The 24,637-nt window shown below is 67.5% G+C and carries 20 protein-coding genes; 12 read left to right on the top strand and 8 right to left on the bottom strand.

Annotated elements, in window-relative coordinates; translation table 11 throughout:
• The first annotated feature begins 18 nt into the window (after positions 1–18).
• The 9 genes from RHOSA_RS20295 to RHOSA_RS0103930 all read left to right on the top strand — a co-directional run bounded on the left by RHOSA_RS20295 (position 19) and on the right by RHOSA_RS0103930 (position 9,726).
• Positions 19–1,053, top strand: a complete 1,035-nt coding sequence (locus tag RHOSA_RS20295; protein ID WP_169816591.1) for a GGDEF domain-containing protein — start codon at positions 19–21, stop codon at positions 1,051–1,053.
• A gap of 149 nt (positions 1,054–1,202) precedes the next feature.
• Positions 1,203–1,919: a nicotinate-nucleotide adenylyltransferase gene (locus RHOSA_RS0103965; protein ID WP_081728439.1), complete on the top strand. Its 717-nt coding sequence runs from the start codon at positions 1,203–1,205 to the stop codon at positions 1,917–1,919.
• 253 nt (positions 1,920–2,172) lie between these two features.
• A complete protein-coding gene (gene rsfS / locus RHOSA_RS20290; protein WP_496196129.1) occupies positions 2,173–2,619 on the top strand; it encodes a ribosome silencing factor in 447 nt (148 codons plus the stop codon).
• Positions 2,620–2,801: 182 nt separating this feature from the next.
• Positions 2,802–3,257, top strand: a complete 456-nt coding sequence (gene rlmH / locus RHOSA_RS0103955; protein WP_027287664.1) for a 23S rRNA (pseudouridine(1915)-N(3))-methyltransferase RlmH — start codon at positions 2,802–2,804, stop codon at positions 3,255–3,257.
• Between the two features lie 115 nt (positions 3,258–3,372).
• Positions 3,373–4,977, top strand: coding sequence for a 2,3-bisphosphoglycerate-independent phosphoglycerate mutase (gene gpmI / locus RHOSA_RS20285; RefSeq protein ID WP_051431774.1), 1,605 nt, complete (start codon positions 3,373–3,375; stop codon positions 4,975–4,977).
• The gene (locus RHOSA_RS20280) at positions 4,964–6,391 is read left to right on the top strand and encodes a murein hydrolase activator EnvC family protein (protein ID WP_051431773.1); all 1,428 of its coding nucleotides are present in this window, start codon (positions 4,964–4,966) and stop codon (positions 6,389–6,391) included. Before gpmI ends, RHOSA_RS20280 begins: the two co-directional genes overlap by 14 nt.
• Entirely contained in the window at positions 6,391–7,722 is a 1,332-nt protein-coding gene (locus RHOSA_RS0103940) for a S41 family peptidase (RefSeq protein WP_027287663.1), read from the top strand. Before RHOSA_RS20280 ends, RHOSA_RS0103940 begins: the two co-directional genes overlap by 1 nt.
• Before the next feature lie 75 nt (positions 7,723–7,797).
• A complete protein-coding gene (locus tag RHOSA_RS0103935; RefSeq protein ID WP_027287662.1) occupies positions 7,798–9,147 on the top strand; it encodes a divergent polysaccharide deacetylase family protein in 1,350 nt (449 codons plus the stop codon).
• Between the two features lie 51 nt (positions 9,148–9,198).
• A complete protein-coding gene (locus tag RHOSA_RS0103930) occupies positions 9,199–9,726 on the top strand; it encodes an RNA pyrophosphohydrolase (RefSeq protein WP_037255677.1) in 528 nt (175 codons plus the stop codon).
• 158 nt (positions 9,727–9,884) lie between these two features.
• Here RHOSA_RS0103930 and RHOSA_RS0103925 read toward each other — a convergent pair whose 3' ends face one another.
• The 7 genes from RHOSA_RS0103925 to RHOSA_RS0103895 all read right to left on the bottom strand — a co-directional run bounded on the left by RHOSA_RS0103925 (position 9,885) and on the right by RHOSA_RS0103895 (position 18,708).
• Positions 9,885–10,799: an acyl-ACP desaturase gene (locus RHOSA_RS0103925; RefSeq protein WP_242468667.1), complete on the bottom strand. Its 915-nt coding sequence runs from the start codon at positions 10,797–10,799 to the stop codon at positions 9,885–9,887.
• Between the two features lie 255 nt (positions 10,800–11,054).
• Positions 11,055–11,477, bottom strand: coding sequence for a F0F1 ATP synthase subunit epsilon (locus tag RHOSA_RS0103920; RefSeq protein ID WP_027287659.1), 423 nt, complete (start codon positions 11,475–11,477; stop codon positions 11,055–11,057).
• Between the two features lie 103 nt (positions 11,478–11,580).
• The gene (gene atpD / locus RHOSA_RS0103915) at positions 11,581–13,008 is read right to left on the bottom strand and encodes a F0F1 ATP synthase subunit beta (protein ID WP_027287658.1); all 1,428 of its coding nucleotides are present in this window, start codon (positions 13,006–13,008) and stop codon (positions 11,581–11,583) included.
• A gap of 79 nt (positions 13,009–13,087) precedes the next feature.
• Positions 13,088–14,029, bottom strand: coding sequence for a F0F1 ATP synthase subunit gamma (locus RHOSA_RS0103910; protein WP_027287657.1), 942 nt, complete (start codon positions 14,027–14,029; stop codon positions 13,088–13,090).
• 60 nt (positions 14,030–14,089) lie between these two features.
• Positions 14,090–15,619, bottom strand: a complete 1,530-nt coding sequence (atpA, locus tag RHOSA_RS0103905) for a F0F1 ATP synthase subunit alpha (protein WP_027287656.1) — start codon at positions 15,617–15,619, stop codon at positions 14,090–14,092.
• On the bottom strand, positions 15,619–16,179 hold the full coding sequence (locus RHOSA_RS0103900; RefSeq protein ID WP_027287655.1) for a F0F1 ATP synthase subunit delta: 561 nt from the start codon (positions 16,177–16,179) through the stop codon (positions 15,619–15,621). The genes atpA and RHOSA_RS0103900 overlap by 1 nt, the downstream gene beginning before the upstream one ends.
• A gap of 249 nt (positions 16,180–16,428) precedes the next feature.
• On the bottom strand, positions 16,429–18,708 hold the full coding sequence (locus tag RHOSA_RS0103895) for a primosomal protein N' (protein WP_081728903.1): 2,280 nt from the start codon (positions 18,706–18,708) through the stop codon (positions 16,429–16,431).
• Between the two features lie 84 nt (positions 18,709–18,792).
• Here RHOSA_RS0103895 and fsa point away from each other — a divergent pair, with 84 nt between their 5' ends.
• The 3 genes from fsa to RHOSA_RS0103880 are packed head-to-tail and all read left to right on the top strand — an operon-like array spanning position 18,793 to position 21,195.
• Positions 18,793–19,467: a fructose-6-phosphate aldolase gene (gene fsa / locus RHOSA_RS0103890; RefSeq protein WP_027287653.1), complete on the top strand. Its 675-nt coding sequence runs from the start codon at positions 18,793–18,795 to the stop codon at positions 19,465–19,467.
• A 1-nt stretch (position 19,468) separates the two neighbouring features.
• Positions 19,469–20,209: a DUF484 family protein gene (locus RHOSA_RS0103885; protein ID WP_027287652.1), complete on the top strand. Its 741-nt coding sequence runs from the start codon at positions 19,469–19,471 to the stop codon at positions 20,207–20,209.
• Between the two features lie 41 nt (positions 20,210–20,250).
• On the top strand, positions 20,251–21,195 hold the full coding sequence (locus tag RHOSA_RS0103880; RefSeq protein ID WP_027287651.1) for a tyrosine recombinase XerC: 945 nt from the start codon (positions 20,251–20,253) through the stop codon (positions 21,193–21,195).
• Between the two features lie 113 nt (positions 21,196–21,308).
• On the opposite strand, the gene RHOSA_RS20275 is transcribed toward RHOSA_RS0103880, so the two are convergent.
• A complete protein-coding gene (locus RHOSA_RS20275; protein ID WP_051431772.1) occupies positions 21,309–24,404 on the bottom strand; it encodes an Rne/Rng family ribonuclease in 3,096 nt (1,031 codons plus the stop codon).
• Positions 24,405–24,637: the final 233 nt, after the last annotated feature.

Here is a 24,637-nt window from a genome sequence, read left to right as displayed (position 1 = left end):
GAACAGGCGATGACGGCGATGGCGCGTTACGACGTGCCAGCGACGCCGGAGAACTATACCATCTGGTACGCCTACGTCGCGGGCTCCGATCCCGAACTGGTCAAGGCGTTGAACGTGGTGATCTCCAACCACGGCACCTTCACCCCCGAACGCAACGCCGAGATCTACGAACGCTTCTTCTCCCGCTCGCGCCTGGACCAGACGGTGCAGAGCACCGGCGAGGGGCTGGAAAGCGCGATGACGCGTGTGCTGCGCCTGCTGGGCGACTTCGACGCCGATCAAACCGCCTACGGCCACAAGCTGGCGCAGATGTCGGGCGCGCTCGAAGGCGGCTCGACGGCGGAGACGGTGCAGGCGGTGCTGCGCCAGCTGCGCCAGGAAACCCGCGCCATCCTGGTCAAGAACCAGGAACTGGAACACCGGCTGGCCCGCTCCAAGCGGGAGATCGAACAGCTACGCCAGAACCTGGAAAGCGTGCGCCGGGACGCGCTCACCGACCCCCTGACCGGAATCGCCAACCGCAAACAGTTCGATCAGCGCCTGCGCGAAGCCTGCGCGGCGGCGCTGGAGGATGGCGGGGCGGTCGCGCTCGTGATGGTCGACATCGATCACTTCAAAGCGTTCAACGACCGCTTCGGCCACCGGGTCGGCGACGAGGTGCTGAAACTGGTCGCCCGCCACCTGCGCAACCAGGTGAAGGGGCGCGACACCCCGGCGCGCTATGGCGGCGAGGAGTTCGCTTTGATTCTGCCGTCGACCACGCTGGCCGGCGCCGGCGTGCTCGCCGAACAGATCCGCAAGAGCTTGGCCGAACACAGCCTGACCAGCCGCAAAACCGACCTGCGCTACGGCAAGGTGACGCTATCGCTCGGCATCGCCGTCTACCAACTGGGCGAACGGCTGGACGACCTGCTGCAGCGTGCCGACCGCGCGCTCTATCTGGCCAAGGACAAGGGCCGCAACCGCGTGTGTACGGAAGCCGACCTGCCGGCGGACGCGCAGGCCGAGGTGCCAGCGTTTACCACGGCCAAACTGGACCGGCTGGAAACGTAATGGGCCCTGAAGCCTGCCAAATGACCGCTCACATTTGACAGCCGGCCAGTGCCGGGGCAACTGTCCCCTGCCCCGTTCTTGGTCGCGGGGCGGTTCCCGACCTTACACCCCGTTGCCCCGAACAGGACCTTTAGGTGAGCGCACGCGCGATGCCCCACTCGGCAGGGCGCCCCTCCGACACGACGCCGCGGCGCATCCGCAACGCCTGGGCAGCCGCTGGCCCCTCGACATTGACCAGTCGGCCGGCGACGCCACGACGGCTCGCGCGGGCGCTGGGCGGGACGCTGCCGGCGCGCGGGCAGCGGATCGGCCTGTTGGGCGGCTCTTTCAATCCGGCCCACGGCGGTCACCTGCGGATTTCAGAGACGGCGTTGCAACGCCTGCGGCTGGATGCGGTTTGGTGGCTGGTTTCGCCGCAGAACCCCTTAAAACCCAAGACCGGCATGGCCCCGCTGGCCGAACGCCTGGCAAGCGCCCGGGCGGTGACCAACGGCCGCGCCCGCGTGCGCGCCACCGCGATCGAGGCGGAGCTGGGCACGCTCCGCACACTGGATACGCTGCGCGCCCTGACCTGCCGGTTCCCGGAAGTGCGTTTCGTCTGGCTGATGGGCGCGGACAATCTGGTGCAGATCGATCGTTGGGCGAACTGGCCACAAATATTTCGCAGCGTGCCCGTTGCCGTTTTCGACCGCCCCAATTATTCTTTAAGGGCGAATGCTGCAAAAGCGGCACAGCACTTCCGTCAGGCCCGGCTGCCAGAAAGCAAGTCGGGCCGACTGGCGGAGAGCAAGCCGCCGGCCTGGGTTTTCCTGCATGCGACCAGGGACCCGCGGTCGGCGACGGAAATCCGGGCGCAACGCCGCTAACGGCCGGTTTCGGTGCATCACCGGAACCGGTAACGAAGCAGCGTAGACCGCCAACGCAGGCAGACCTGCAGGCGAACCTGAAGGACACGACAGTACCCTTGCCGACCGCCGCGCGCCGCCGCACCGGTCCCACCCGCCGCCCCCCGGAAACGGGGATGTCGCGGATCAGGGCGGATCGGGCCAAGGCCCCGGCGGTTGCGTCGTTTTTGGCGCACGGCGGGCTGGCGGTGCGTGGCGGACGCCCGGCTCAGCAATCCCGTTCGGTGGAGAGGTAACCATACCAACCGCGCGCACAGCGGGCACGTCGACGCACGCGCCCCATCTCGAGGAGGCCAGCCGAGACATGCTCGAGCTGGTCAAAACATCGCTGGACGACGATCAGGCAGACAATGTCGTCGTCATCGAACTCGCCAGCAAGAGCGCCATGGCGGACTACATGGTGGTCGCCAGCGGGCGCTCCAGCCGCCAGGTCACCTCGATGGCGGACAAGCTGCGCGAGCGCATCAAGCAGACCGGCCGTGGCGAGGTCCCGGTCGAGGGCATGACCCGTGGCGACTGGGTGCTGGTCGACGCCGGTGACGTGATCGTCCATCTGTTCCGACCCGAGGTCCGGGCGTTCTACAATCTGGAGAAGATGTGGGGCGGTCCGACCATCGACGAGAACATGGACGACCCATCCAGCGAGAACGTGTTGACCTAACGTAGCCAAGTAACATCCGACCGGCGCGGCAGTCCGCGTGCTGTCGTGCCGCGTGTTCGGGTGAGTCTGCGCGGGCGCCGTACATAGCAGCGGGCCGCTCTTCATCTGTGGCGGAGAGGGCACGCGCTGCAAAGCTCTGCCAATGCCTCAATGGCTTAGGCTTTTTCGCATAAGATGACATCATGCGTCTGACCCTGGCTGCTGTGGGTCGCTGGAAGCGCGGGCCGCTGCCCGACCTGTTCGAGGACTATCGCAAACGCCTGTCCTGGCCGCTGACGCTGAAAGAGGTGACCGCGCGCAAGCCGCTGGAGGGCGCACCGCTGATGGCGCACGAGGCCGAGCTGCTGCAGGCTGCCCTGCCCGACCAGGCCGTGCTGATCGCGCTCGACGCAAGCGGCAAGACGCTTTCCAGCGAGCGCTTCGCCACCACCCTGGGCGCCTGGGAAGACGACGGGATCGGCGAGGTCGCGTTCGTGATCGGCGGCTCGGACGGGCTCGACGCCGCACTGCTTCAGCGCGCCGACCTCAAGCTGTCGCTCGGCGCGATGACCTGGCCGCACATGCTGGTCCGCGTCCTGCTGGCCGAGCAGCTGTATCGCGCCCAGACAATCCGCCAGGGCCACCCCTACCACAAATGACCCGCCCCGAGCCGCTACGGCGCGATGTCTCCCGGCGTCGGCGCGCCACGGCGCCGAAACGCCGCGCCAGCGCCCCTGTCGTGAGCCGTTCGGGTCGGCTATAACAGGAGGCGTCATGACCGAAGCGCACGCAACCCCGGCCGAACCCAACCCGAACCGGCCCCGTCCGGTCGTCCTGTGTGTCCTGGACGGCTGGGCGCTCAACCCCGATCCCACGAACAGCGCCGTCGCACAGGCGGAAACGCCGGTGATGGACCGGCTGTGGCAGGCGAGCCCGCACGCCACCCTCTCGACCTTCGGCGGCGACGTCGGCTTGCCGGAAGGCCAGATGGGCAACTCCGAAGTGGGCCACATGAACCTCGGCGCCGGCCGGATCGTGCCGCAGGATCTGGTGCGCGTCGACGAGGCCTGCGAGGACGGCACGATCGCGGAATCGCCCGCCATGAAGGAGGCGATGGCGCGGATGGTCGAGGACGACGCGACCTGCCATCTGATGGGGCTGGTCTCGCCGGGCGGCGTGCACAGCCACCAGAGCCACATCGCGCATCTTGCCACCGCGATGATCGCCGCGGGGCTGGATGTGAAGATCCATGTCTTCACCGACGGCCGCGACACCCCGCCGGACAAGGCCGCGGACTACATCCGCACCCTGCAGGAAGAGGCGCCTGAAGCCGAGATCGCGACCGTCACCGGCCGCTACTACGCGATGGACCGCGATAAGCGCTGGGACCGCGTGGAACAGGCCTATAACGCGATCGTCGACGCCGACGGCCAGCGCACCGCCCCGGACGCCGTGACGGCGGTCGAGCAGGCCCACGCCGACGGCGTCACAGACGAATTCGTGCCGGCAACCGTGATCGGCGACTACGCCGGCATCGCCGACGGCGACGTGCTGGTCTGCGCCAACTTCCGCGCCGACCGCGTGCGCGAATTGCTGGGCGCGCTGGTCGATCCGGAGTTCGATGGCTTCGCGCGCAAGCGGGTGCCGCAGTTCGCCGCCAAGGTCGGCATGGTCGAATATTCCGACCGGCTGAACGAGCTGATGGACCCGATCTTCCCGCCGCTCGAACTGGATAACATGTTCGGCGAGGTCATTTCCCACGCCGGTCTGACCCAGCTCCGCGCGGCGGAGACGGAGAAGTACCCGCATGTCACCTTCTTCTTCAACGGCGGGCGCGAAGAGCAGTTCCCGGGCGAGGCGCGCAAGATGGTGCCCTCGCCGAAGGTCGCGACCTACGACCTGCAACCGGAAATGTCGGCACCGGAGCTGACCGATGCCCTGGTCGAGGCGGTCGGCGACGGCACCTACGACGTGATCGTCGTGAACTATGCCAACGGCGACATGGTCGGCCACACGGGTGATATGCAGGCCGCCATCCGCGCGGTGGAGACGGTCGACAGCTGCCTCGGCCGGCTGAGCGAAGCGGTCGTCAAGGCCGGCGGCTGCATGCTGGTGACCGCCGACCATGGCAACGCCGACCAGATGGTCGATCCCGAAACCGGCGGCCCGCACACCGCGCACACCACCTTCCCGGTGCCGGTGCTGCTCGCCGGCGCGCCGGACGGCGTCAACGGCCTGCACGACGGCATCCTGGCCGATGTGGCCCCCACGCTGTTGGCGCTGCTCGACCTGCCCCAGCCGGAGGATATGGACGGCTTTTCGCTGCTCGACGGCGCCCCCGCCTACCGACGGACGGCCGCCGATCGTGCCACGGCGTGAGACCCGTCGCCCCCTCAAACTAACGGCGGCGCTTGGCGGCGCGCTGCTGGCGGCCTGGAATATGGGTCCTGCCGTCGCGCAGGACTCGCAGGGCGGCACTTCGCTGCAAACGATCGAGGACCGGGCGCAGGAGCGGCGTGAGCAAGCCGAAGAGTTCGAAGACAAGGCAGCCAAGCTCTCCGAACAGGTGCGCAGCCTGAAAGCGCGCTCGGTAACCACCGCCCGCCGGATCCAGGAACTGGAGCGTGCGCTGACGGATATCGAGGACAGGCTGTCCACCCTGGAGGCCAAGCGTCGGCGCAAGCACGGCCAGCTGGACCAACGCAAGGGCCAACTGGCCGAAACGCTGGCCGCCCTGCAGCGGATCGCGGTGCTGCCCCCGGAAGCGCTCGCCGTCGCGCGTGGCTCGCCACTTGAGATCGTGCGATCGGCGAACCTGCTTCAGGTCGCTGTTCCAGAGATCGAGCAGCGCGCCCAGGCGCTCAAGCAGGAGATCGCGGAACTGCGCCAGCTGAGCACGGAGATCACCGAGCAGCGCGCCGACCTGCGCGAGACCACCGGCAAGCTGCAGCAGGAACGCACGGAGCTGGAACAGCTGGCCACGCGCAAACGCGACCTGCGTGCGCAGGCCGTGGCACGTTCCAAGAGCGCCACCGAGGAAGCCGACGCACTCGCCCAGCGAGCGCAGAGCATGCGCGACCTGATGGCGGAACTGCGCGCCCAGCGCGACGCCCGCGAAGCGGCGATGCGACGGCGCCGCGCACAAGCCGCGCCCACACCCAACACCAAGCCGCCGACCCCAGCAGAACGCACCGACCGGACCGCCCCGCCGCAACCGCCAACACGCGACGACAGCGCACCTCAACAAACGCAAACGGCTGCGCGCACCACCGGCGAGCAGGCAGTCGAGCGCGACGCGTCCCCAAGCAGCGACTTGCGGTTGGGCAGGCCAAGCGACATCCGCGACTTCCCCGACAGCCGGCGCAGCCTGACGGTGCCGGCGGCGGGCCGGATCGTTACCCGCTACGGCGAGCGTATGCAGCGCGCCGGCGGCCGGGTCAGCGCCAAGGGCATCGAGATCGTCACCCGCCCAGGCGCGCAGGTGGTCGCGCCGTATGACGGGAAGGTGGTCTATGCCGGCCCGTTCCGTGGCTACGGGCGTATCTTGATCATAGAACACGGCGGGCGATATCATAGTCTCCTAGCCGGGCTCGAACGGATCGATGCGGTGGTCGGGCAATGGGTGCTCGCGGGGGAACCCGTTGGCGTGATGGCGGATGCAACCGGGACTGGCGGCCGGAGCAACTCATCGACGAACCGAACCCCGAAACTCTACGTGGAACTCAGGCGCACCGGGCAGCCCATCAATCCACTGCCCTGGCTCGCGCAAACCGGCGATAAGGTACGAGGTTAATGCGACATTTCCGACTGGCCGCGACGCTGTGCGCCGCGTTTCTAGCGTTTACCCCGATGGCTCCCGCGATTGCGCAAAGCGACGACGCCAGCAGCGCAGACGAGGAGCGGAGCGATACTTATCGCCAGTTGAAGCTCTTCGGTGATGTGTTCGAGCGCGTGCGCGCCGACTACGTCGAAAAGACCGGTGACAAGGAACTGGTCGAGGCCGCAATCCAGGGCATGCTGAGTTCCTTGGACCCGCACTCCAGTTATCTCTCCAAGGAGAACTTCCAGGAGATGCAGGTCCAGACCCAGGGCGAGTTCGGCGGCCTGGGCATCGAGGTCACGATGGAGCAGGGCGTGATCAAGGTCGTCTCGCCGATCGACGACACGCCAGCCGCCCGGGCCGGTATCCGCGCGGGCGATCTGATCATCGCGCTGGACGGCGAACCGATCACCGGGCTGTCGCTCTCCGAAGCGGTCGACCAGATGCGCGGCAAGGTCGGCAGCGAGATCGAGCTGACCATCCGCCGCGGCGAGCGCGAGCCGTTCAAGGTGGCGATCGAGCGCGAAAAGATCACCATCCAGTCGGTGCGGTCCAAGACCTTCGGCGACGTCGGCTACCTGCGGATCACCACCTTCAACGAGCAGACGCAGCCCGGCCTGGAGGAAGAGATCGCCGCCATCCAGGACGAGCTGGGCGATGACCTGCAGGGCTACGTAATCGACCTGCGCAACAACCCCGGCGGTTTGCTGGATCAAGCGATCTCGGTGTCCGACAGCTTCCTGAAGCAGGGCGAAATCGTCTCCACCCGGGGACGCGACGCCGAGGATAGCCAGCGTTACAACGCCGAGAACGGCGACCTGACGGGCGGCAAGCCGCTGGTCGTGCTGATCAACGGCGGCTCGGCCTCCGCTTCCGAGATCGTGGCCGGGGCGCTGCAAGACCACGGCCGGGCGATCGTCATGGGCACACAGTCGTTCGGCAAGGGTTCGGTGCAGACGATCATCCCGCTGCCGGGCCACGGGGCCATGCGCCTGACCACCGCCCGCTACTACACGCCGAGTGGCCGATCGATCCAGGCCAAGGGCATCTCGCCGGATATTCAGGTCGAGCCCGCGGACATCGAGGTGCTCGAGCGGCCGGAGGCCCGGCGCGAATCCGACCTGCGCGGCGCGCTGGCCAACCCGGAAGACAATGGGGCCGCGAACGACAATCAGCCGGCGGCCTCGGAAGCCGAGCAGGAGGTCAGTCAGGAAACCGCCCAGTTGAACGAGGACTATCAGCTGTCTCGGGCGGTCGACCTGCTGCGCGGCCTGACCCTGTTCAACCAGCGCGTGGCGAACTGATCGCCGGGCATTGGGCGCCGGCGCGCTGGAACCATCCCGGCCGCCGGTCCCCTGGCCAGTTAAGGAACGGGTACCTTGAGCAGCGCTGACGGCAGGCCGCGGCGACGCGGTCCGATCGCCCTGATGCTGGCTTGGCTGGCGGTACTGGCGGTTGGGGCGGGCGTTGCCGCCTATGCAGTCGTCATCGGGCCGGACACGCGACCGGTCGACGACCGGCCGCGCCTGTCGATGTCCGTGCCCAAGCCCCCTGCCCCAACCGGCCAAGCGGCGGCGGAAGGTCAGCAGAAGGCCGGCCCTTTAGCTCCGAGTGTTGCTGACGAATCGATGTCCGCAACCGGGGAGTCGCCTGAGGCGGCCGACGGCGGCGACGCAGCCGCTTCCGCCAACGACACGGCCGAGGCCGCTTCTCCCTCTCAATCGACGGCCACGGATGCCCCGGCCGGAGAAAGCGGCGGCAGCGCTGCCGCCCGCATACCCCAGCCTCCCACCCGCAACGGACAGGCACCGGTCAATCTCTTGGCAGGTGAGGCTGGCCAAGACGATGGGAACGGCCCCACCGAACCATCGGAAACCCAGCAGGCCGCTACCCAGACCGGCCGCACAGAAAGCGCACAACCTGCCACGCCCGCGCAGGACACCGCGCGGCCCCAGCTGCCGGTCAGCGACCCCAACGCCCCGGCCTGGAAACGCTATGCTCAGCGGATGACGCCGCCGCAGGGCATGCCGAAGATCGCCATCATCGTACGCGGGCTGGGCCTATCCAGCGCGGCCGCGCAGACGGCTACGAATCAGCTGCCGGCCAACGTCTCGCTCGCGTTCACGCCCTACGCCCGGGACCGCGCCAAGGCCTGGGCAGCGGAGGCGCGGCGCAACGGGCACGAGGTTCTGGTCGACCTGCCCATGCAACCGGCCAACTATCCGGCAACCGATCCTGGCCCGCAGGCGGTCATGACCGGGCTCAGCGCACAGCAGAACCTACAACGTCTGGACTGGCTGCTTGCCCAGGTGGACCAGGAGGTCGGCGCAGTGGCGCAGATGGGCGCAGCCGTGCTGTCCCGTCCACAGGTCGTGGAGCCCATACTACGCGACCTGAAGGATCGCGGGTTGATGTTCGTCGACAATGGCGTCGTCGCTGACAGCGCGGCGCGCCAGGTCGCGCAGCGTCTGGGCTTGCCCTACGCGGTGAACGATCGCACCCTGGATGGTGGCCAGGTCAGTCGGCGCGCCATCGAGGCCCGACTGGTCGAAGCCGAACGGATAGCCCGCGAACAGGGGTTGGCGGTGGTGATCGCACACCCCTACCCTGTGAGCCTGGAACTGCTGGTGAGCTGGACCGACGAGCTCGAGGCGCGTGGCTTCGTGTTGGTCCCGGCAACCTACGCGGCGATCGAACGCGCCGGCCAGAGCGCTGCACAGCTGCGCTAACCGCCGGCTGCGTCGGCAACAACAGAACGAGAGAAAGCGACCAAGCCCGCCATGGCCGCGCAGCACACATCCCGTCCCACGCCGGAGCAGATCGAACGTTTGCCCTACCGGCCGTGCGTCGGACTCATGCTGCTGAACTCCCGGGGACAGGTGTTCGTCGCCCAGCGCGTCGACGTACGCGGGGCCGCCTGGCAGATGCCCCAGGGCGGCATCGACGAAGGCGAGAGCCCGCGCGAGGCGGCGATGCGCGAGCTGAAGGAAGAGATCGGCACCGACAACGCCGAGATTGTGGGCGAAAGCGAACACTGGCACCGCTACGACCTGCCGGCACACCTGATCCCCAAGGTCTGGGGCGGGAAATACCGTGGCCAAAGCCAAAAGTGGTTCGCCCTGCGGTTCACCGGCTGCGACGCGGAGATCGACCTGGAAGCTCACGAGCAGGAGTTCCAGGCCTGGTGCTGGGCCGACGTGGACAAGCTGCCGTCGATGATCGTGCCCTTCAAGCGCGACGTCTACGACCAGGTGATCGACGAGTTCCGCACGCTCGTCGACCGCTTGCGTCAGGGGGGCGGGGACTAACCCGCGCCCTATCGGTCCTTTTCCGCGTGCGCCCTGCTGTCATCCCGGCCTGTTGGACGATCCAGCCACGATTCCCACAAGCCGAATATTAAAAAAGCCGCCGGTGGCTGGCCCCCCGGCGGCTTTCACAACGGTGCTGGCGTTTTCGCCGAGCCCGCCTACGCGTTCGCGGCGGCGAGGCGGGAAGCACGGTAGCGCACGAACCACCAAGCGCCCCGGGCGGCCATCTGGGCGTACCAGCTCTGCGGGTTGAACCCGGATGCCTTCAGGGTCATGGAAACCGCGCGCTCGATCTGCTTGGGGTGGTAGAATTCGAACGCCCGGCGCATGTAGGCCTTGTTATAAGTCTCGCGGTCGTAAGCCGTGCTCGGATCGCAGTTCGCCGCATAGTAGGCGTAGGACAGCTCGTCGTCCTCCGTCTCCAGCACGCGGCCGAGCGCCACCCGCAGGCGCTGAATCCGGGTCGGGTTCTCGCTCTCCAGGTAGCGTTTCATGTTCTTGTAGAACATTTTGTAGTGACGCAGCTCGTCGGCGGCGATCCGCTTGCAGATCTCGCGCAGCACCGGCTCTTCCGTGTGCTGGCCGATCGAGCCGTAATAGGACGAGGTCCCGATCTCGACCATGCAGCGCGCCACCATTTCGCCGGCGCGGCTGCCGCGAATCGACTGCGTGGCGTCAATGTCCGGCCGGAAGCCGGCAACGAAGCGGTCGAAGTGCTCCTTGTGGCTCCAGTTCGGGTCCGCGTACTCGGCCCACTTGCCAAGCGACTGACCATGCTGGACCTCCTCATAGGCCCAGTGGTTGAACTCCTCCACCGCCTCTTCGTCGTCGGCGAAGACATTGTTCAGGTAGGTCGCATAGTCCCAGGCATTGAACTCGACCATCGAAGCCGCCTTGACGATCTTCAGCAGCTCCGGGTCCACCTTCGACGGGTCGAATTCATCCCATGGGATGTCGACGTTCATATCCCAGTGACGGTGCGCCCCCACAGGCGTCTTGGTCTTCTGGGCAGCCGACTTCGGCGCCTGGGTTTCGGTGGCGGCGTGTGCCATCGTTGTCTGTGTTTCGGCCATCGGTCTGCACGCCTCGTCTTGGTCTTTGAAACGCGCCCGTCGGTTCGACAGACCACGTGGTTAAAGAAGTCCTAGAGCCTATAAAGCTATTGGCGTCGCGGGATTCAAGTCCTGCGCCACACTCGTCTCGGTTTGCTTTACCATGCCCATGAACGCACCTTGGCTGGGCGGGTTTCCTTTGGGACGGGCAAAATAAAACGGGACCCGCGTCACCACGGGCCCCGTACATTGTTCTCTATGGCCGAACGCTCGACCTCAGCCTTGCTCCGCTGCCTGCACGGCACGCAGCTTGGCGTCCGCGATTTCGACCCGCCGCTCGGCATCGGCCCGCTCGTCGTCGCTCTTGGCGTCCTGCACGTCCTCGCGGGCATTCTTGAGCTCCTGCTCCGCATCAGCGCGCGTGAGCTCAGAAACCTTGGTCGGATGCTCGGCAAGGACCGTGCAGCGTTCGTTCGTGATCTCGGCGAAACCGCCCGCCACGAAATAGCGGTCACGTACCGTTCGGCCGTCGTACAGCCCGACCACACCCGGCTTCAGCGAGGTGATCAGCGGCGCGTGCCGGTACATCGCACCGATGTCGCCGTCGGCCCCGGGGATGACGACCATGTCGGCCCCCTCGGACAGCAGTAGCTGCTCCGGCGAAACCAGCTCGAAGGCGATCTGTTCCTGTTCCGCCATCGGCGAAAACGCTCCCGGTTGAACCGCGTCGGCCGGCTAGCGCCGGACCGGGCGCGCCGTCGTGGGGCGTGCCCGATCCGGATCTGCCGGTCGTGCGCGGTGGTTACGCGGCTTCCTGGGCCAGCTTCTCCGCCTTCTCCATCGCCTCGTCGATCGTGCCGACCAGGTAGAAGGCGTTCTCGGGCAGGTGATCGTAATCGCCCTGGCAGATGCCCTTGAAGCCCTTAATGGTGTCCTCGACCGCAACCAGCTTGCCCGGCAGGCCGGTGAACACCTCGGCCACGTGGAAGGGCTGCGACAGGAAGCGTTGGATCTTACGCGCGCGGGCAACGGTGAGCTTGTCCTCCTCGGACAGCTCCTCCATGCCCAGGATCGCGATGATGTCCTGCAGCGACTTATACTGCTGCAGCACCCGCTGCACCTCACGCGCCGTCTCGTAGTGCTCCTGACCCAGCACGCGGCTGTCCAGGATGCGGCTGGTCGAGTCCAGCGGGTCCACGGCCGGGTAGATGCCCTGCTCGGCGATCGAGCGGGACAGCACCGTCGTGGCGTCCAAGTGGGAGAACGCCGTCGCCGGCGCCGGGTCGGTCAGGTCGTCGGCCGGGACGTAAATCGCCTGCACCGAGGTGATCGAGCCCTGCTTGGTCGTGGTAATCCGCTCCTGCAGCTCGCCCATGTCGGTGCCCAGCGTCGGCTGATAGCCCACGGCGGAGGGAATGCGGCCCAAGAGCGCCGAGACTTCCTGGCCAGCCTGGGTAAAGCGGAAGATGTTGTCGACGAACAGCAGGACGTCCTGGCCCTCCTGGTCGCGGAAGTACTCCGCCACGGTCAGGCCGGTCAGGCCGACGCGGGCACGCGCTCCCGGCGGCTCGTTCATCTGGCCGTAGATCAGCGCGGCCTTGCTGTCGCCATCGGGCTGGATAACGCCCGAGTCCATCATTTCGTGATAGAGGTCGTTACCCTCGCGGGTCCGCTCGCCGACGCCGGCGAACACGGAATAACCGCCGTGCGCCTTGGCAACGTTGTTGATCAGCTCCTGGATCAGCACCGTCTTGCCGACGCCAGCACCGCCAAACAGGCCGATCTTACCGCCGCGCGGATACGGCTCCAGCAGGTCGATCACCTTGATGCCGGTGACCAGCATCTCGGTTTCGGTGTTCTGATCGACGTAATCGGGGGCCTTGGCGTGGATCGGTGCGGTCTGCTTGGTCTTGATCGGACCGCGCTCGTCGATCGGCTCGCCGATCACGTTCATGATCCGGCCCAGGCACTCCGGCCCGACCGGGACCGAGATCGGCGCGCCGGTGTCGGTCACGTCCTGCCCGCGGGTCAGCCCCTCGGTGGCGTCCATTGCGATCGTGCGGACCTCGGTCTCGCCCAGGTGCTGCGCGACCTCGAGCACCAGACGGTTGCCGTGGTTGTCGCACTCCAGCGCGTTCATGATCGAAGGCAGGTCGCCCTCGAACTTGACGTCCACCACCGGGCCCAAGACCTGTGTGATCTTGCCGACCAGGTTCTTGCCCTGTGCCATGTGCGCTCTCGCTCCTTCGGGTTGAGCGTCGCGGACCGGACCGCCGCCTGCGCATCGCCGCAGACAGCGGGGCCGCGTCCTACTTCATCGACTCGGCAGCCGAGACGATCTCGTTCAGTTCGGTGGTGATCACGGCCTGACGCGTGCGGTTGTAGGTCTGCGTCAGGTCGTCGATCATCTCCTCGGCGTTGCGCGTGGCGCCGTCCATCGCCGTCATACGCGCGCCCTGCTCGCCGGCGTTGTTCTCCAAGAGCGAGCGGTAGATCTGCACCGCCAGATTGCGCGGCAACAGCTCGTTGAGGATCGATTCCTCGTCCGGCTCGAACTCGTAGGGGCCGCCACCGCCGGACTCCGTGCTCTCGCCCGCATTTTGCTGGACGAACTGCGCGGCGTCGTCCTTCTCCTTCTCGTGCTCGGCCAACTCTTCCTGAGCGGAGAAGGGCACCAGTTGCTGTACCGTTACGATCTGGCGCATCGCCGATTTGAAGCGGGAATACACCAGCTGGCAGACGTCGAACTCGCCATCCTGGAACAGCTTGGTGATCCGGTCGGCATAGGCCCGCGCCGTATCGTAGTCTAGCTCCTTGCCGATCTCGCCGGAGCCCTCGACCAGCATGTCCGGGTGTAGCCGGCGCATCTGGTCGTTGCCCTTGCGGCCAACGGCCAGGATCTTGACCGTCTTGCCCTCGTTGCGGAGCTGCTTGATCCGACGGTCGGCCTCGCGCACCAGGTTGGAGTTGAAGCCGCCACACAGACCGCGGTCAGCGGTGCAGAGGACGACCAGATAGCTCTCCTCGCTACCGGTGCCGGCCAGCATCTTCGGCGCATCCGGGCGCCCCTCGACGCTCGCGGCGAGGGCGGCCAGCATGCGCTGCATACGCTCGGCATACGGCCGCGCAGCCTCGGCCTGCTCCTGGGCGCGGCGCAGCTTGGCGGCCGCGACCATCTTCATGGCCTGCGTGATCTTGCGGGTCGACTTGACGCTGTCGATCCGGTTCTTGAGGTCCTTCAGACTAGCCACGGTGCTGTGCCGCTCCCGTTCGACGCGATCCCGTTAGACGATGGACGGATCCGTCCCGGCTCACGCGAACTTCTTGGAGAAGTCGTCGAGGAACTTGGAAATCCGCTTTTCGAGATCGTCGTCCAGCTTCTGCTTGTCGCGGATCGCCTTCAGGATTTCCTGGCCCTTGTCGCGCGCCTCGTCGAGCATCTGCAGCTCGAACCGGCGAACGTCGTCGGTCTCCAGGTTGTCGAGATAGCCGCGCGTACCGGCGAAGATCACCAGGACCTGCTCTTCCACGGTCAGTGGCGAGTACTGGTCCTGCTTCAGCGTCTCGACCAGACGCGCGCCGCGGCGCAACAGACGCTGGGTCGAGGCGTCGAGGTCGGAGGCGAACTGAGCGAAAGCCTCCATCTCACGGTACTGCGCAAGTTCCAGCTTAATCGGACCGGCGACCTGCTTCATCGCCTTGATCTGCGCGCTGGAGCCGACGCGGGACACCGAGATACCGACGTTCACGGCCGGGCGAATGCCCTTGTTGAACAGGTCGGTCTCCAGGAAGATCTGGCCATCGGTAATCGAAATGACGTTGGTCGGGATATACGCAGCGACGTCGCCGGCCTGCGTCTCGACGATCGGCAGTGCCGTGAGCGAGCCGCCGCCGCGCTCGTCGGACATCTTCGCCGCACGCTCCAGCAAGCGGCTGTGCAGGTAGAAGACGTCGCCCGGATAAGCCTCGCGGCCCGGGGGGCGGCGCAGCAGCAGCGACATCTGACGGTAGGCGACGGCCTGCTTGGACAGATCGTCGTAAACCGTGAGCGCGTGCATGCCATTGTCGCGGAAGTACTCGCCCATCGCGCAGCCCGCATACGGCGCCAGGAACTGCAGCGGCGCCGGCTCGGAGGCCGTGGCGGCGACGACGATGGAGTACTCCATCGCGCCCTGGTCTTCCAGCGTCTTCACCAGCTGCGCCACGGTGGAGCGCTTCTGGCCGACCGCGATGTAGATGCAGTAGAGCTTCTTGCTCTCGTCGGACGTCTGGTTGACCGACTTCTGATTCAGGATCGTGTCCAGCGCAATCGCCGACTTACCGGTCTGACGGTCGCCAATGATCAGCTCGCGCTGACCGCGGCCGATCGGGATCAGCGCGTCGATCGCCTTCAGGCCGGTCTGCATCGGCTCGCTGACCGACTGGCGCGGGATGATCCCCGGCGCCTTGACGTCGACCTGACGGGTCTCCGCGGTCTTGATCGGGCCCTTGCCGTCGATCGGATTGCCCAGCGCGTCGACGACGCGGCCGAGCATCTCCTTGCCGACGCCGACGGAGACGATCTGGCCGGTACGCTTGACCGTGTCGCCCTCGCGAATGCCCCGGTCGGAGCCGAACAGCACGACGCCGACGTTGTCGTGCTCCAGGTTCAGCGCCATGCCGGTGATGCCGCCCGGGAACTCGACCAGCTCGCCGGCCTGGACATTGTCGAGCCCGTACACGCGGGCGACGCCGTCACCCACCGAGAGCACCTGGCCGACCTCGGCGACATCCGCCTCGGCACCGAAGTTCTCGATCTGCTCCTTGAGGATCGCGGAGATTTCCGAAGCGCCGATGTCCATCAGCCAGCCCCTTTCATCTGCTGCTGCAGTCTATTGAGCTTACTGCGCAGGGAATTGTCGATCATACGGCTACCCACGTGCACCACCATGCCGCCGATCAGCTCGGGGTCGACGCGGGTCTCGATATTCACTTTGCCACCAACGCTGCGCTTGAGCGCATCCGTCAGCGCGGATTCCTGATCCTTGTTGAGCTCGCGGGCGACCGTCACCTTCGCGGTGACCTCGCCGCGCTTGCGCGCTAGCTCCTGGAGATAGCCGTCGATCATCTCCGGCAGCGCGAACAGCCGGCGGTTCTTGGACACCACCAAGCAGAAATTCTTGGTCACCGGGTCGACCCCGGCCTTGTCCAACACCGCCTTCATCGCGGCGTCCTGCTTGTCCCGGTCGAACAGCGGGTTCCGCAGCAGGCGGCGGAACTCCGCGCTCCCGTCGATCAGCGCGCGCAGGCCGCGCAGGTCCTCGGCTACCTGGTCGAGCTTCTTCTGCTGCTCGGCCAGATCCAGGAGCGCGTGCGCGTAGCGCGCAGCCAGACCTCCGACAGGCTTGCTTTCAGCTGGCAAGGCGGAAGGCCCCCTTAGGAAGATAAAGAAGGTCGCAACGGCGAGGTGATACCCACCGCTATGGCGATCTGCGTGCAAGGCGAACGGCGCTTCCGGGCCCTCCCGGCCCGAAAGCGCGCGTTTGGTATCATAGCCCCAACGGGGTTGCAAGGCGGTGGCTGTCCGTGTGGACCCTGCCTTTCGCAGGGCCGTGAAGCAAGCTCATGCGCCCCGCAAACCCTCAGACCGTGGTCAGCCGGCTATAACCCGCTACAGGAAGGTGTAGGGATCGACATCGACCGTCAGGCGCACCTTGCTCGGCACCTGCACCTGGGACAGCCAGGCACGCAGGATCGGCTGCGGGGCCAGGTCGCGACGGGTCTTGAACAAGAGGCGCCGGCGATGGCGCCCGCGCAGCACCGCCAGCGGCGCCGGCGCGGGCCCCAGCACCTCCACCCCTTCCCGGTCGGGTGCGGCGAGTGCGAGCGCGCGGGCGGTCTGGTCGACCGCGGCTTCATCCTCCGACGACAGCACCAACGCGGCCAAGCGGGTGAACGGCGGCATGCCGGCTGACTTGCGGCCCTCCGCCTCGACCTCCAGGAAACGGTCGCGATCTCCATCGACCAACGCCCGCAGCACCTCGTGATTCGGCTCGTACGTCTGCAGCAGCACCCGGCCCGGCCGCTCCGCCCGGCCCGCGCGGCCGGCCACCTGGTGCAGCATCTGGTAAGTGCGCTCGCCCGCGCGCAGATCACCCCCCGACAGGCCCAGATCCGCATCGACCACACCGACCAGCGTCAGGGCCGGAAAGTGGTTACCCTTGGCCACGATCTGCGTGCCGATCAGGAGGTCGACCTCGTGGTTCTGCACCGATTCCACGAAACGCTGCGCGCTCTCCGGCCCGCTCACCGTGTCAGAGGCCATGAGCGCCACGCGCGCGTCCGGGAACAGGGTGGCGACCTCCTCCCCAAGCCGCTCGACGCCGGGACCGCAGGCCGCGAAGGAGTCCGCATCGCCGCAGTCCGGGCACTTGGTCGGCGGACGCTGGGCAAAGCCGCAATGGTGGCACTGCAGCTGGTGGAGCAGCCGATGCTCGACCAGCCAGGCGGTGCAGTGTGGGCACTGCAAACGGAAGCCACAGGTCCGGCAGAGCGTCAGCGGTGCGTAGCCCCGCCGGTTCAGGAACAACAACGCCTGCTCGCCGCGGTCCAGCGTCTCCTGCAATGCCGCGCGCAGGCTAGGCGCGAGGTAGGAAGTGCCGTGGCCGGGGATCGGTTTCGGCCGGTCGTGGCGCAGATCGATCGGCAGGATTTCGGGCAACAGCGCCCCGGCGTGGCGTTCGGGTAGCTGCACCCGGTCGTAGCGCCCGGCGCGGACGTTCTCCATCGTCTCCAAAGACGGCGTCGCGGAGACCAGGATCGCCGGCATCCCACCCAACCGGGCGCGCACGACCGCCATGTCGCGGGCGTGATAGGGGACGCCCTCCTCCTGCTTGAACGCCTGCTCGTGCTCCTCGTCGACCACGATCAGGCCAAGCTCCGGATAGGGCAGGAACAGGGCCGACCGCGCACCGACCACCACCCGCGCTTCGCCCTCGGCAATCGCGCGCCAGGTGCGCCGGCGCTCGCCTTGGCTGAGCTCGGAATGCCAGACCGCCGGCTCCACGCCGAAGCGGCGCGCGAAGCGGTCAAGCCACTGCGCCGACAACGCGATCTCCGGCAGCAGCACCAACACCTGCCGCCCCGCCGCGAGCGCGCGGATCACCGCCTCGAAGTAGACCTCCGTCTTGCCAGAGCCGGTGACGCCGTCAATCAGCGTGACCGAGAAGGCATCGCCGTCGACCTTGGCACAGAGTTGATCGGCCGCCATCCGCTGCGCCTCCGACAGTGTGGGCCCGGGGGTCTCGGGGTCGGGCGCCTCGAACCGTCGGCCAAAGCCCATTTCCACCCGGTCGAGCAGGCCGGCGTCGGCCAGCCCCCGCACCACGCCATCGGAAACGCCCGCCTCCCTCGTCAGTTCCGAGAGCGTGCGCGCGGGCCCGTCCGCCAACACCTCCAGCACCCGCCGGCGTGCCCGCGTCAGCTTCAGACCCAGCGCATCGGCATCGGTGTGCGCGCGCAGGTAGCCGATCCGCGGGGCCGGCGGGTCGAGGGCGGCAGGCACCGACAGGCACATCTTCAAAACCGCGCCCGGCGCTGCGAGGTAATACGCGGCGACCCAGTCAACGAACCGCCGCAGCGGTTCGGGCAACGGCGGCGTATCGAAGCGGCGCTGCACCGGCCGCAGCTTGCCTTCCGGGACATCGCTGTCGCCCGGCTCGACGGTCCAAGCCGCGCCCGGCAACCGCTGCCGGCCGAGCGGCACCTCGACCAGCGCGCCCGGCTCCAGCGCCATGTCCGGGGGCAGGAGGTAATCGTAGGCACCATCAAGCGGCCGGGGCAGCAGCACGCGAACCCGCCGCACCGGCGCGTCGTCGAATAAACTGACGGCCGGCGCCGTCCCATCAGCAGCCGCATCGCCGCGGGCAGGGTTGGCGCGCTCTATGGCCATCGGATACACTTTGCGCCAAGCGGCCGCGATGCCCCGGCGACCTCGTTCCGCATCCGCTGCCAAGAAAGGACCCGGCGACCCGCCATGAAATTCTTCATCGATACCGCCGACATCGACGAGATTCGCGATCTGGCTGCCACCGGACTGGTGGACGGCGTGACCACCAACCCTTCGCTGGTGGCCAAGACCGGTCGCGACTTCTTTGAGGTACTGTCCGACATCTGCTCCATCGTGCCTGGCCCTGTGAGCGCGGAGGTCGCGGCGACCGACACCGAGACCATGCTGGCGGAGGGCCGTGCGCTCGCCAAGGTCGCGGATAACATCGCGGTCAAGGTCCCGCTGACCCCGGACGGCCTGAAGGCGTGCAAGACGCTCGCCGACGAGGGCACCCAGGTCAACGTGACGCTTTGCTTCTCGGCGCCGCAGGCGCTCCTGGCGGCCAAGGCCGGCGCCACCTTCGTGTCGCCGTTCGTCGGACGGCTGGACGATATCGGCCAGGACGGTATGGGCCTGATCGGCGAGATCTGCGAGATTTTCCAGGCGCAGCCGGAGATCACCACGGAAGTGTTGGTCGCCTCGATCCGTCATCCGATCCATGTCACCGATTCGGCCAAGATGGGCGCGGAAGTCGCCACCGTACCACCCAAGGTGCTGCGGCAGATGTTCCAGCATCCCCTGACCGATAAGGGGCTGGATGCCTTCCTCAACGACTGGGCCAAGACCGGCCAGTCGATCCTGAAAGCCAAGGCTGCGGAGTAGCATGACGCAGAAAGGCACCGATGCCGCCTCCGGCGAACCGGAGGGCGAGGACGGCGGTGGCGTTCGCCTTAGCGACGCGGCGGTCGCCGACTACCTGCGCCGCAATCCGGACTTCCTGAAACGGCATAGCCAACTGCTGGACGTGCTCGAGCCCCCGCGCCGGGTCGACGGGGAAGACATCGTCGACCTGCAGCAGTTCATGCTCGACCGCCTGCGTCGGGAAGTCGCGCAGCTGAAGGAATCGCGCGACGAGCTGCTCTACACGGGCCGCGCCAACATGGCCTCCACAGGACGCATCCATCAGGCGGTGCTGGCGATCCTGGAGGCGCGCTCGTTCGAGCACCTAATCGATACGGTGGTGACCGATATCAGCGTCATCCTGGACCTCGACGCGGTCACCTTGTGTGTCGAACAGGCTCAGGACGGCCCTGCCCCGACCCGAATCCGCGGCGTCCACCAGCTGGAGCCCGGCACGGTCGCAGCGCTGCTCGGCCCGAAACGGACCCACGCCTTCCTTTCGGATATCGAGGGCGAGCCGGAGCTGTTCGGCTCCGCCGCCGGACTGGTCCGCTCGGCCGGCTTCCTGCGCATGTCGATCTCGAGCGCCACGCCGCCAGCGCTGCTGGCACTCGGCTCGCGCCAGCCCGACCATTTCGATCCCGGCCAGGGCAGCGAGTTGCTGCAGTTCCTCGCCCAGTCGCTGGAGGCCACGATCCGCCAATGGCTGGAACTGCCGGCGTAAACGCCGATCCCTCTAAGCGGCAGGCGTCAACGGGCAGCAGCTTGCCCGACCCAGCCACGGTCGCGGCCGACGATCTCGTCCGCGCGATCCAACGCTGGCAAGCCTGGCTCGCCGACGAGAAGCAGGCGAGCCCGCATACCCGCGATGCCTATGCCCGCGACCTGCAAGCTTTTCTGACCTTCATCGCCGGCCACCTGGGCGACCGCCCCGGCCTCAGCGAACTGGATTCCCTGACGGTCGCCGACTTCCGCGCCTGGCTCGCCCAGCGGCACGAACGCGGTCTGCAACGCACCTCGACCGCCCGGGCGCTCTCCACGGTGCGCAATTTCTTCGCCTGGGCCGCGCGCAACGAGCTTGCGCAAAACGCCGCCGTGCGCGCCGTGCGGGCGCCGCGCCTGCCCCGACAGGTGCCCAAGGCGCTCAACTCCGAAGACATGGAGGAGGTGCTGCGCAGTGTGCGCGAACTGGCGCCCGAACCGTGGGTGGCCAAACGCGACGTGGCGGTGATGCTGCTGCTCTACGGCTGCGGCCTGCGCATCGGGGAAGCGCTCGCGCTCACCGTGAAGGAAGCCCCAAGCGAGCAGGATGAAGTGTTGCTGGTGACGGGTAAGGGCAACAAGCAACGCCGCGTGCCGCTGCTGCCGATCGTGGGCCAAGCGGTGCAGGCCTACCTCGCCGCCTGCCCGCATCCCCTCCGGCCCGATGACCCGCTGTTCCTGGGCGTGCGCGGCGGCGCCCTCTCCGCCCGCCGACTGCAAGAACGGCTGCAGCAGATCCGTCGGCTGGTCGGGCTGTCGGAATCGACCACGCCGCACGCCCTGCGCCACACCTTCGCCACCCAGCTGCTGTCCGCCGGCGGCGACCTGCGGGCGATCCAGGAACTGCTGGGCCACGCCAGCCTGTCGACCACCCAACGCTACACCGCCGTCGACGCCGCAGGCCTGAGCCGCGTTTACGACCAGACGCATCCCCGCGCGAAAGGGTAGCAAAGACGGCGGCCAAGGCCCGTTCACGCACCGGCACAACGGGATTTGGATAGGCGACACGAAAAGGCCCACCGCCACGTTGGACGGTGGGCCCTTCCCGTTCGGGCGTCAGCTCAGTTGACCAGTTTCTGCCACCAGCCGCGCCGCTTGGGCGTACGGGGCTGATCGCCGATCTCGTCGACGCCATTGGGCTGGGCCGCTTCGCCGAAGGCGCTCTCGGCAGGCTGCTCCGCCTCGTTGCCGGTCGCGCCCTGGTCTGGCGCCTCCTGGTCTGGGGCTTCATCGCGCGTCGTCGAGGCGGGCACATGCGCCGACGTCTCCGGCGCGTCCGTCGGGGCAGAGGGCGCCGATTCGACCGGTGCCTCGGTGGGAGCACCACCCGATTGCTCGGCGGCCGCACGGTCCGCGCCTTGACCCTCGGACGCCTGAGCTTCGGCCGGTGTCCCGTCCGTCTCCGCCGGGGCCGTACTGGCGGGCTTGCGATCGGCCGGTGTCTCGGCGACCGGCGCCTCCTCCGCGCTTGGCTTGGCCTTCGATTTGGCGGCCTTACGACCGCCGCCCGACTTGCGCTTGCTGCTCTTGCCCGTGGGCGTCTCAGCCGCGCCATTGTCGGAGGCTTGCGCGTCGGCCGGGGCCGCTTCGCCTTCAGCCGGGTCGGCACCGGCTTCAGCCTGGGCGGGCGCCTCGGTCTTCTTACGCGACCGCCGCGACCGGCTGGAACGCTTGGTCTTGCTGCTGGACTGGGCCGGCGTCTCCGCCGCCTCGGCCGTGTCGCTTGATACGGTCTCATCCGTGGCAACAGCGCGCGCCTGATCGGCGTCCGCAGTCTCCGCGGCCGCAACGGGGCTGGCCGGGTCTTGGGCGGCCTGGCCGTTGTCGGTCTCAGCCTCATCTGCCGCCGCGTGCGGGGTCTCGACCTCGTCGCCCGACTGCGGCGCCGGCAGCATGTCGACCGCCTCGGATGACTCAGCGCGATGGTCGATCTCAGCCGGTTGCTCGTCAGAGGACGTGCCGTCCTGCACGTTCTGCTGTTCGGCGCCCTGCTCGTCCTCGCGGCGGCGCGAGCGGCGGCGGCCGCCACGCTTGCCCCGGCGACGCCGACGCTTGGCGGCCTGGTCTTCCGCACTGCCCTCGCCGGCCTGTTCTTCGGCTGGCTGGCGCTCGCTCCCTTCGGCCTGCGAGTCGTCGGCGGCGTCAACCGCCTGCTGCGCGGCCTCGCGCACCTCCTCGCCGTCATCGCCGCGCCTGTCGCCATTCGCGCGCTTGCGTCCACCGCGCCGGCTGCGCTTGGCGCTGCGCCCATTGCCGTCGGACTTTTCGTCCGGGCTGGACTCAGCCCCAGCGTCGGCACTGGCGTCCTCCATCAACTCCGCGTCCGCCGGCACGTCGATCGCTTCGGCGGTCACGCCGGGCTGGCGATCCTCTGTGGGGGTCGACGACAGGCGGTCGAGCCGGTGGGCCGGCGACACGAGTCGATCGTCGGTCTCGATGCGCACCCGGAAGCCGTAGCGCTGCTCGACGTCCATCAACCGGTCGCGCTTGTCGTTCAGCACGTAGAGGGCGACCTGCGTCGGCACGGTCAGCTGCACCTCGCCGCCGCCACGCTTAATGCCCTCTTCCTCGAGCGCACGCAGCACGTGCAGAGCCGTCGAATCCGGCGACCGGACGAAGCCGCTGCCCCCACAGGTCTTGCAGACCTCGGTCGACATCTCGTGCAGGCTGGGCCGCAAACGCTGACGCGACAGCTCCAGGAGGCCGAACGGCGAGATCCGGCCAAGCTGGATGCGCGCGCGGTCCTGGCGCATCGCCTCCTTCAGGCGCTGCTCGACCTCGCGGTTGTTCTTGGCCGCGTCCATGTCGATGAAGTCGATCACGATCAGCCCGGCCAGGTCGCGGAGCTTGAGCTGTCGGGCGATCTCGTCGGCGGCCTCGAGGTTGGTCTTGAACGCCGTCTCCTCGATGTGGCGCTCCTTGGTCGCCTTGCCGCTATTGACGTCGATCGCAACCAGCGCCTCGGTCTGGTTCAGGACGATGTAGCCACCCGACTTCAACTGGACGATCGGGTTGTGAATGTCGTCCAGCTGCCCCTCGACCTGGAAACGGTGCAAGATCGGGACCTTCGGATCTTCGTACTTCTTCACTTTCTTGGCGTGCGAAGGCATCAGCGAGCGCATGAACGTCTTCGCCGCCTTGTAGCCTTCCTCGCCCTCGACCAGGATTTCGTCCATCTCGCGGGTATAGAGATCCCGGATCGCCCGCTTGATCAGATCGGCTTCCTCGTAGATCAGCGAAGGCGCGGTGGACTCCAGCGTGGTCGAGCGAATCTGATCCCACAGCCTGAGCAGGTATTCGTAGTCCCGCTTGATCTCCAGCTTGGAGCGGTTGGACCCCGCCGTGCGCACGATCACCGCCATGCCGCCGGGGATGTGCAGTTCGGACAGCACCCCCTTCAGGCGTTTGCGGTCGGCAACGCTGGCAATTTTGCGGGAGATACCGCCGCCCTTGGCGGTGTTTGGCATCAGGACGCAGTAACGTCCGGCCAAGGAGAGGTAGGTGGTGAGCGCCGCGCCCTTATTGCCGCGCTCTTCCTTGACGACCTGCACCAGCATGACCTGCCGGCGCTTGATCACCTCCTGGATCTTGTAACGGCCCAGGCTGGCCGCGCGGCGGCGGGCGGCATCCTCGATGTCGTCGCCGGCCAGCGTCTCGACCGACTGAGCGGTCTCGACCTGCTCGACCTCGGGATCGGTCGTTTCCTCGCTTTCCCCAGCGCCGACCGTTTCCCCTTCATCGCCGCCCTTCCGCGACCGGCGCCGGCGACGGGTGGCGTCGGCCGCTGCCTCGGAAGCCGCATCGGGGCTGTCCGAATCCTCGTCGTCGTCTTCCGGCCCGGCGTTCTCGTCCTCGGACTGATGCTTCTGCGCCTCCTCTTCCTCGGCGATCAGCGCTTCGCGATCGGCAACCGGGAGACGGTAGTAGTCGGGATGAATTTCTGAAAACGGCAGAAAGCCATGCCGGTTGCCGCCGTAGTCAACGAAGGCGGCCTGAAGCGAAGGCTCTACCCGGGTCACTTTCGCCAGGTAGATATTGCCCTTGAGCTGCTTCTTGTCTTTTGTCTCGTAGTCGAATTCATCCAGTCGATTGCCGGACATGACGACCACCCGGGCTTCTTCCGGGTGGCTGGCGTCCAGGAGCATGCGTCGGGTCATGAATCTGCATCCTCGATCCGCGTCCTGCTGGGACCGCCTCAACAGCGGTCAGCGGCGCGAACGTGGTGATTGCGGAGCCGCACCCTCGGCGTTGGCCAGGGCGGGCGCGACGTGTGGTATGTGCGGGGGCGCCGATCGGGCCACGATCGGGCCGGCGCATGGGGGACCGGCGTCGGTCTGCCGGCATCATCCGGGGCCGTGGCAGCAACAGTTCAGCCGAAGCCGTCGGCCGT

It is taken from the genome of Rhodovibrio salinarum DSM 9154 (genome assembly GCF_000515255.1).
GTDB lineage: Bacteria > Pseudomonadota > Alphaproteobacteria > Kiloniellales > Rhodovibrionaceae > Rhodovibrio > Rhodovibrio salinarum.
This window is presented reverse-complemented; position numbering and strand designations above follow the sequence as displayed.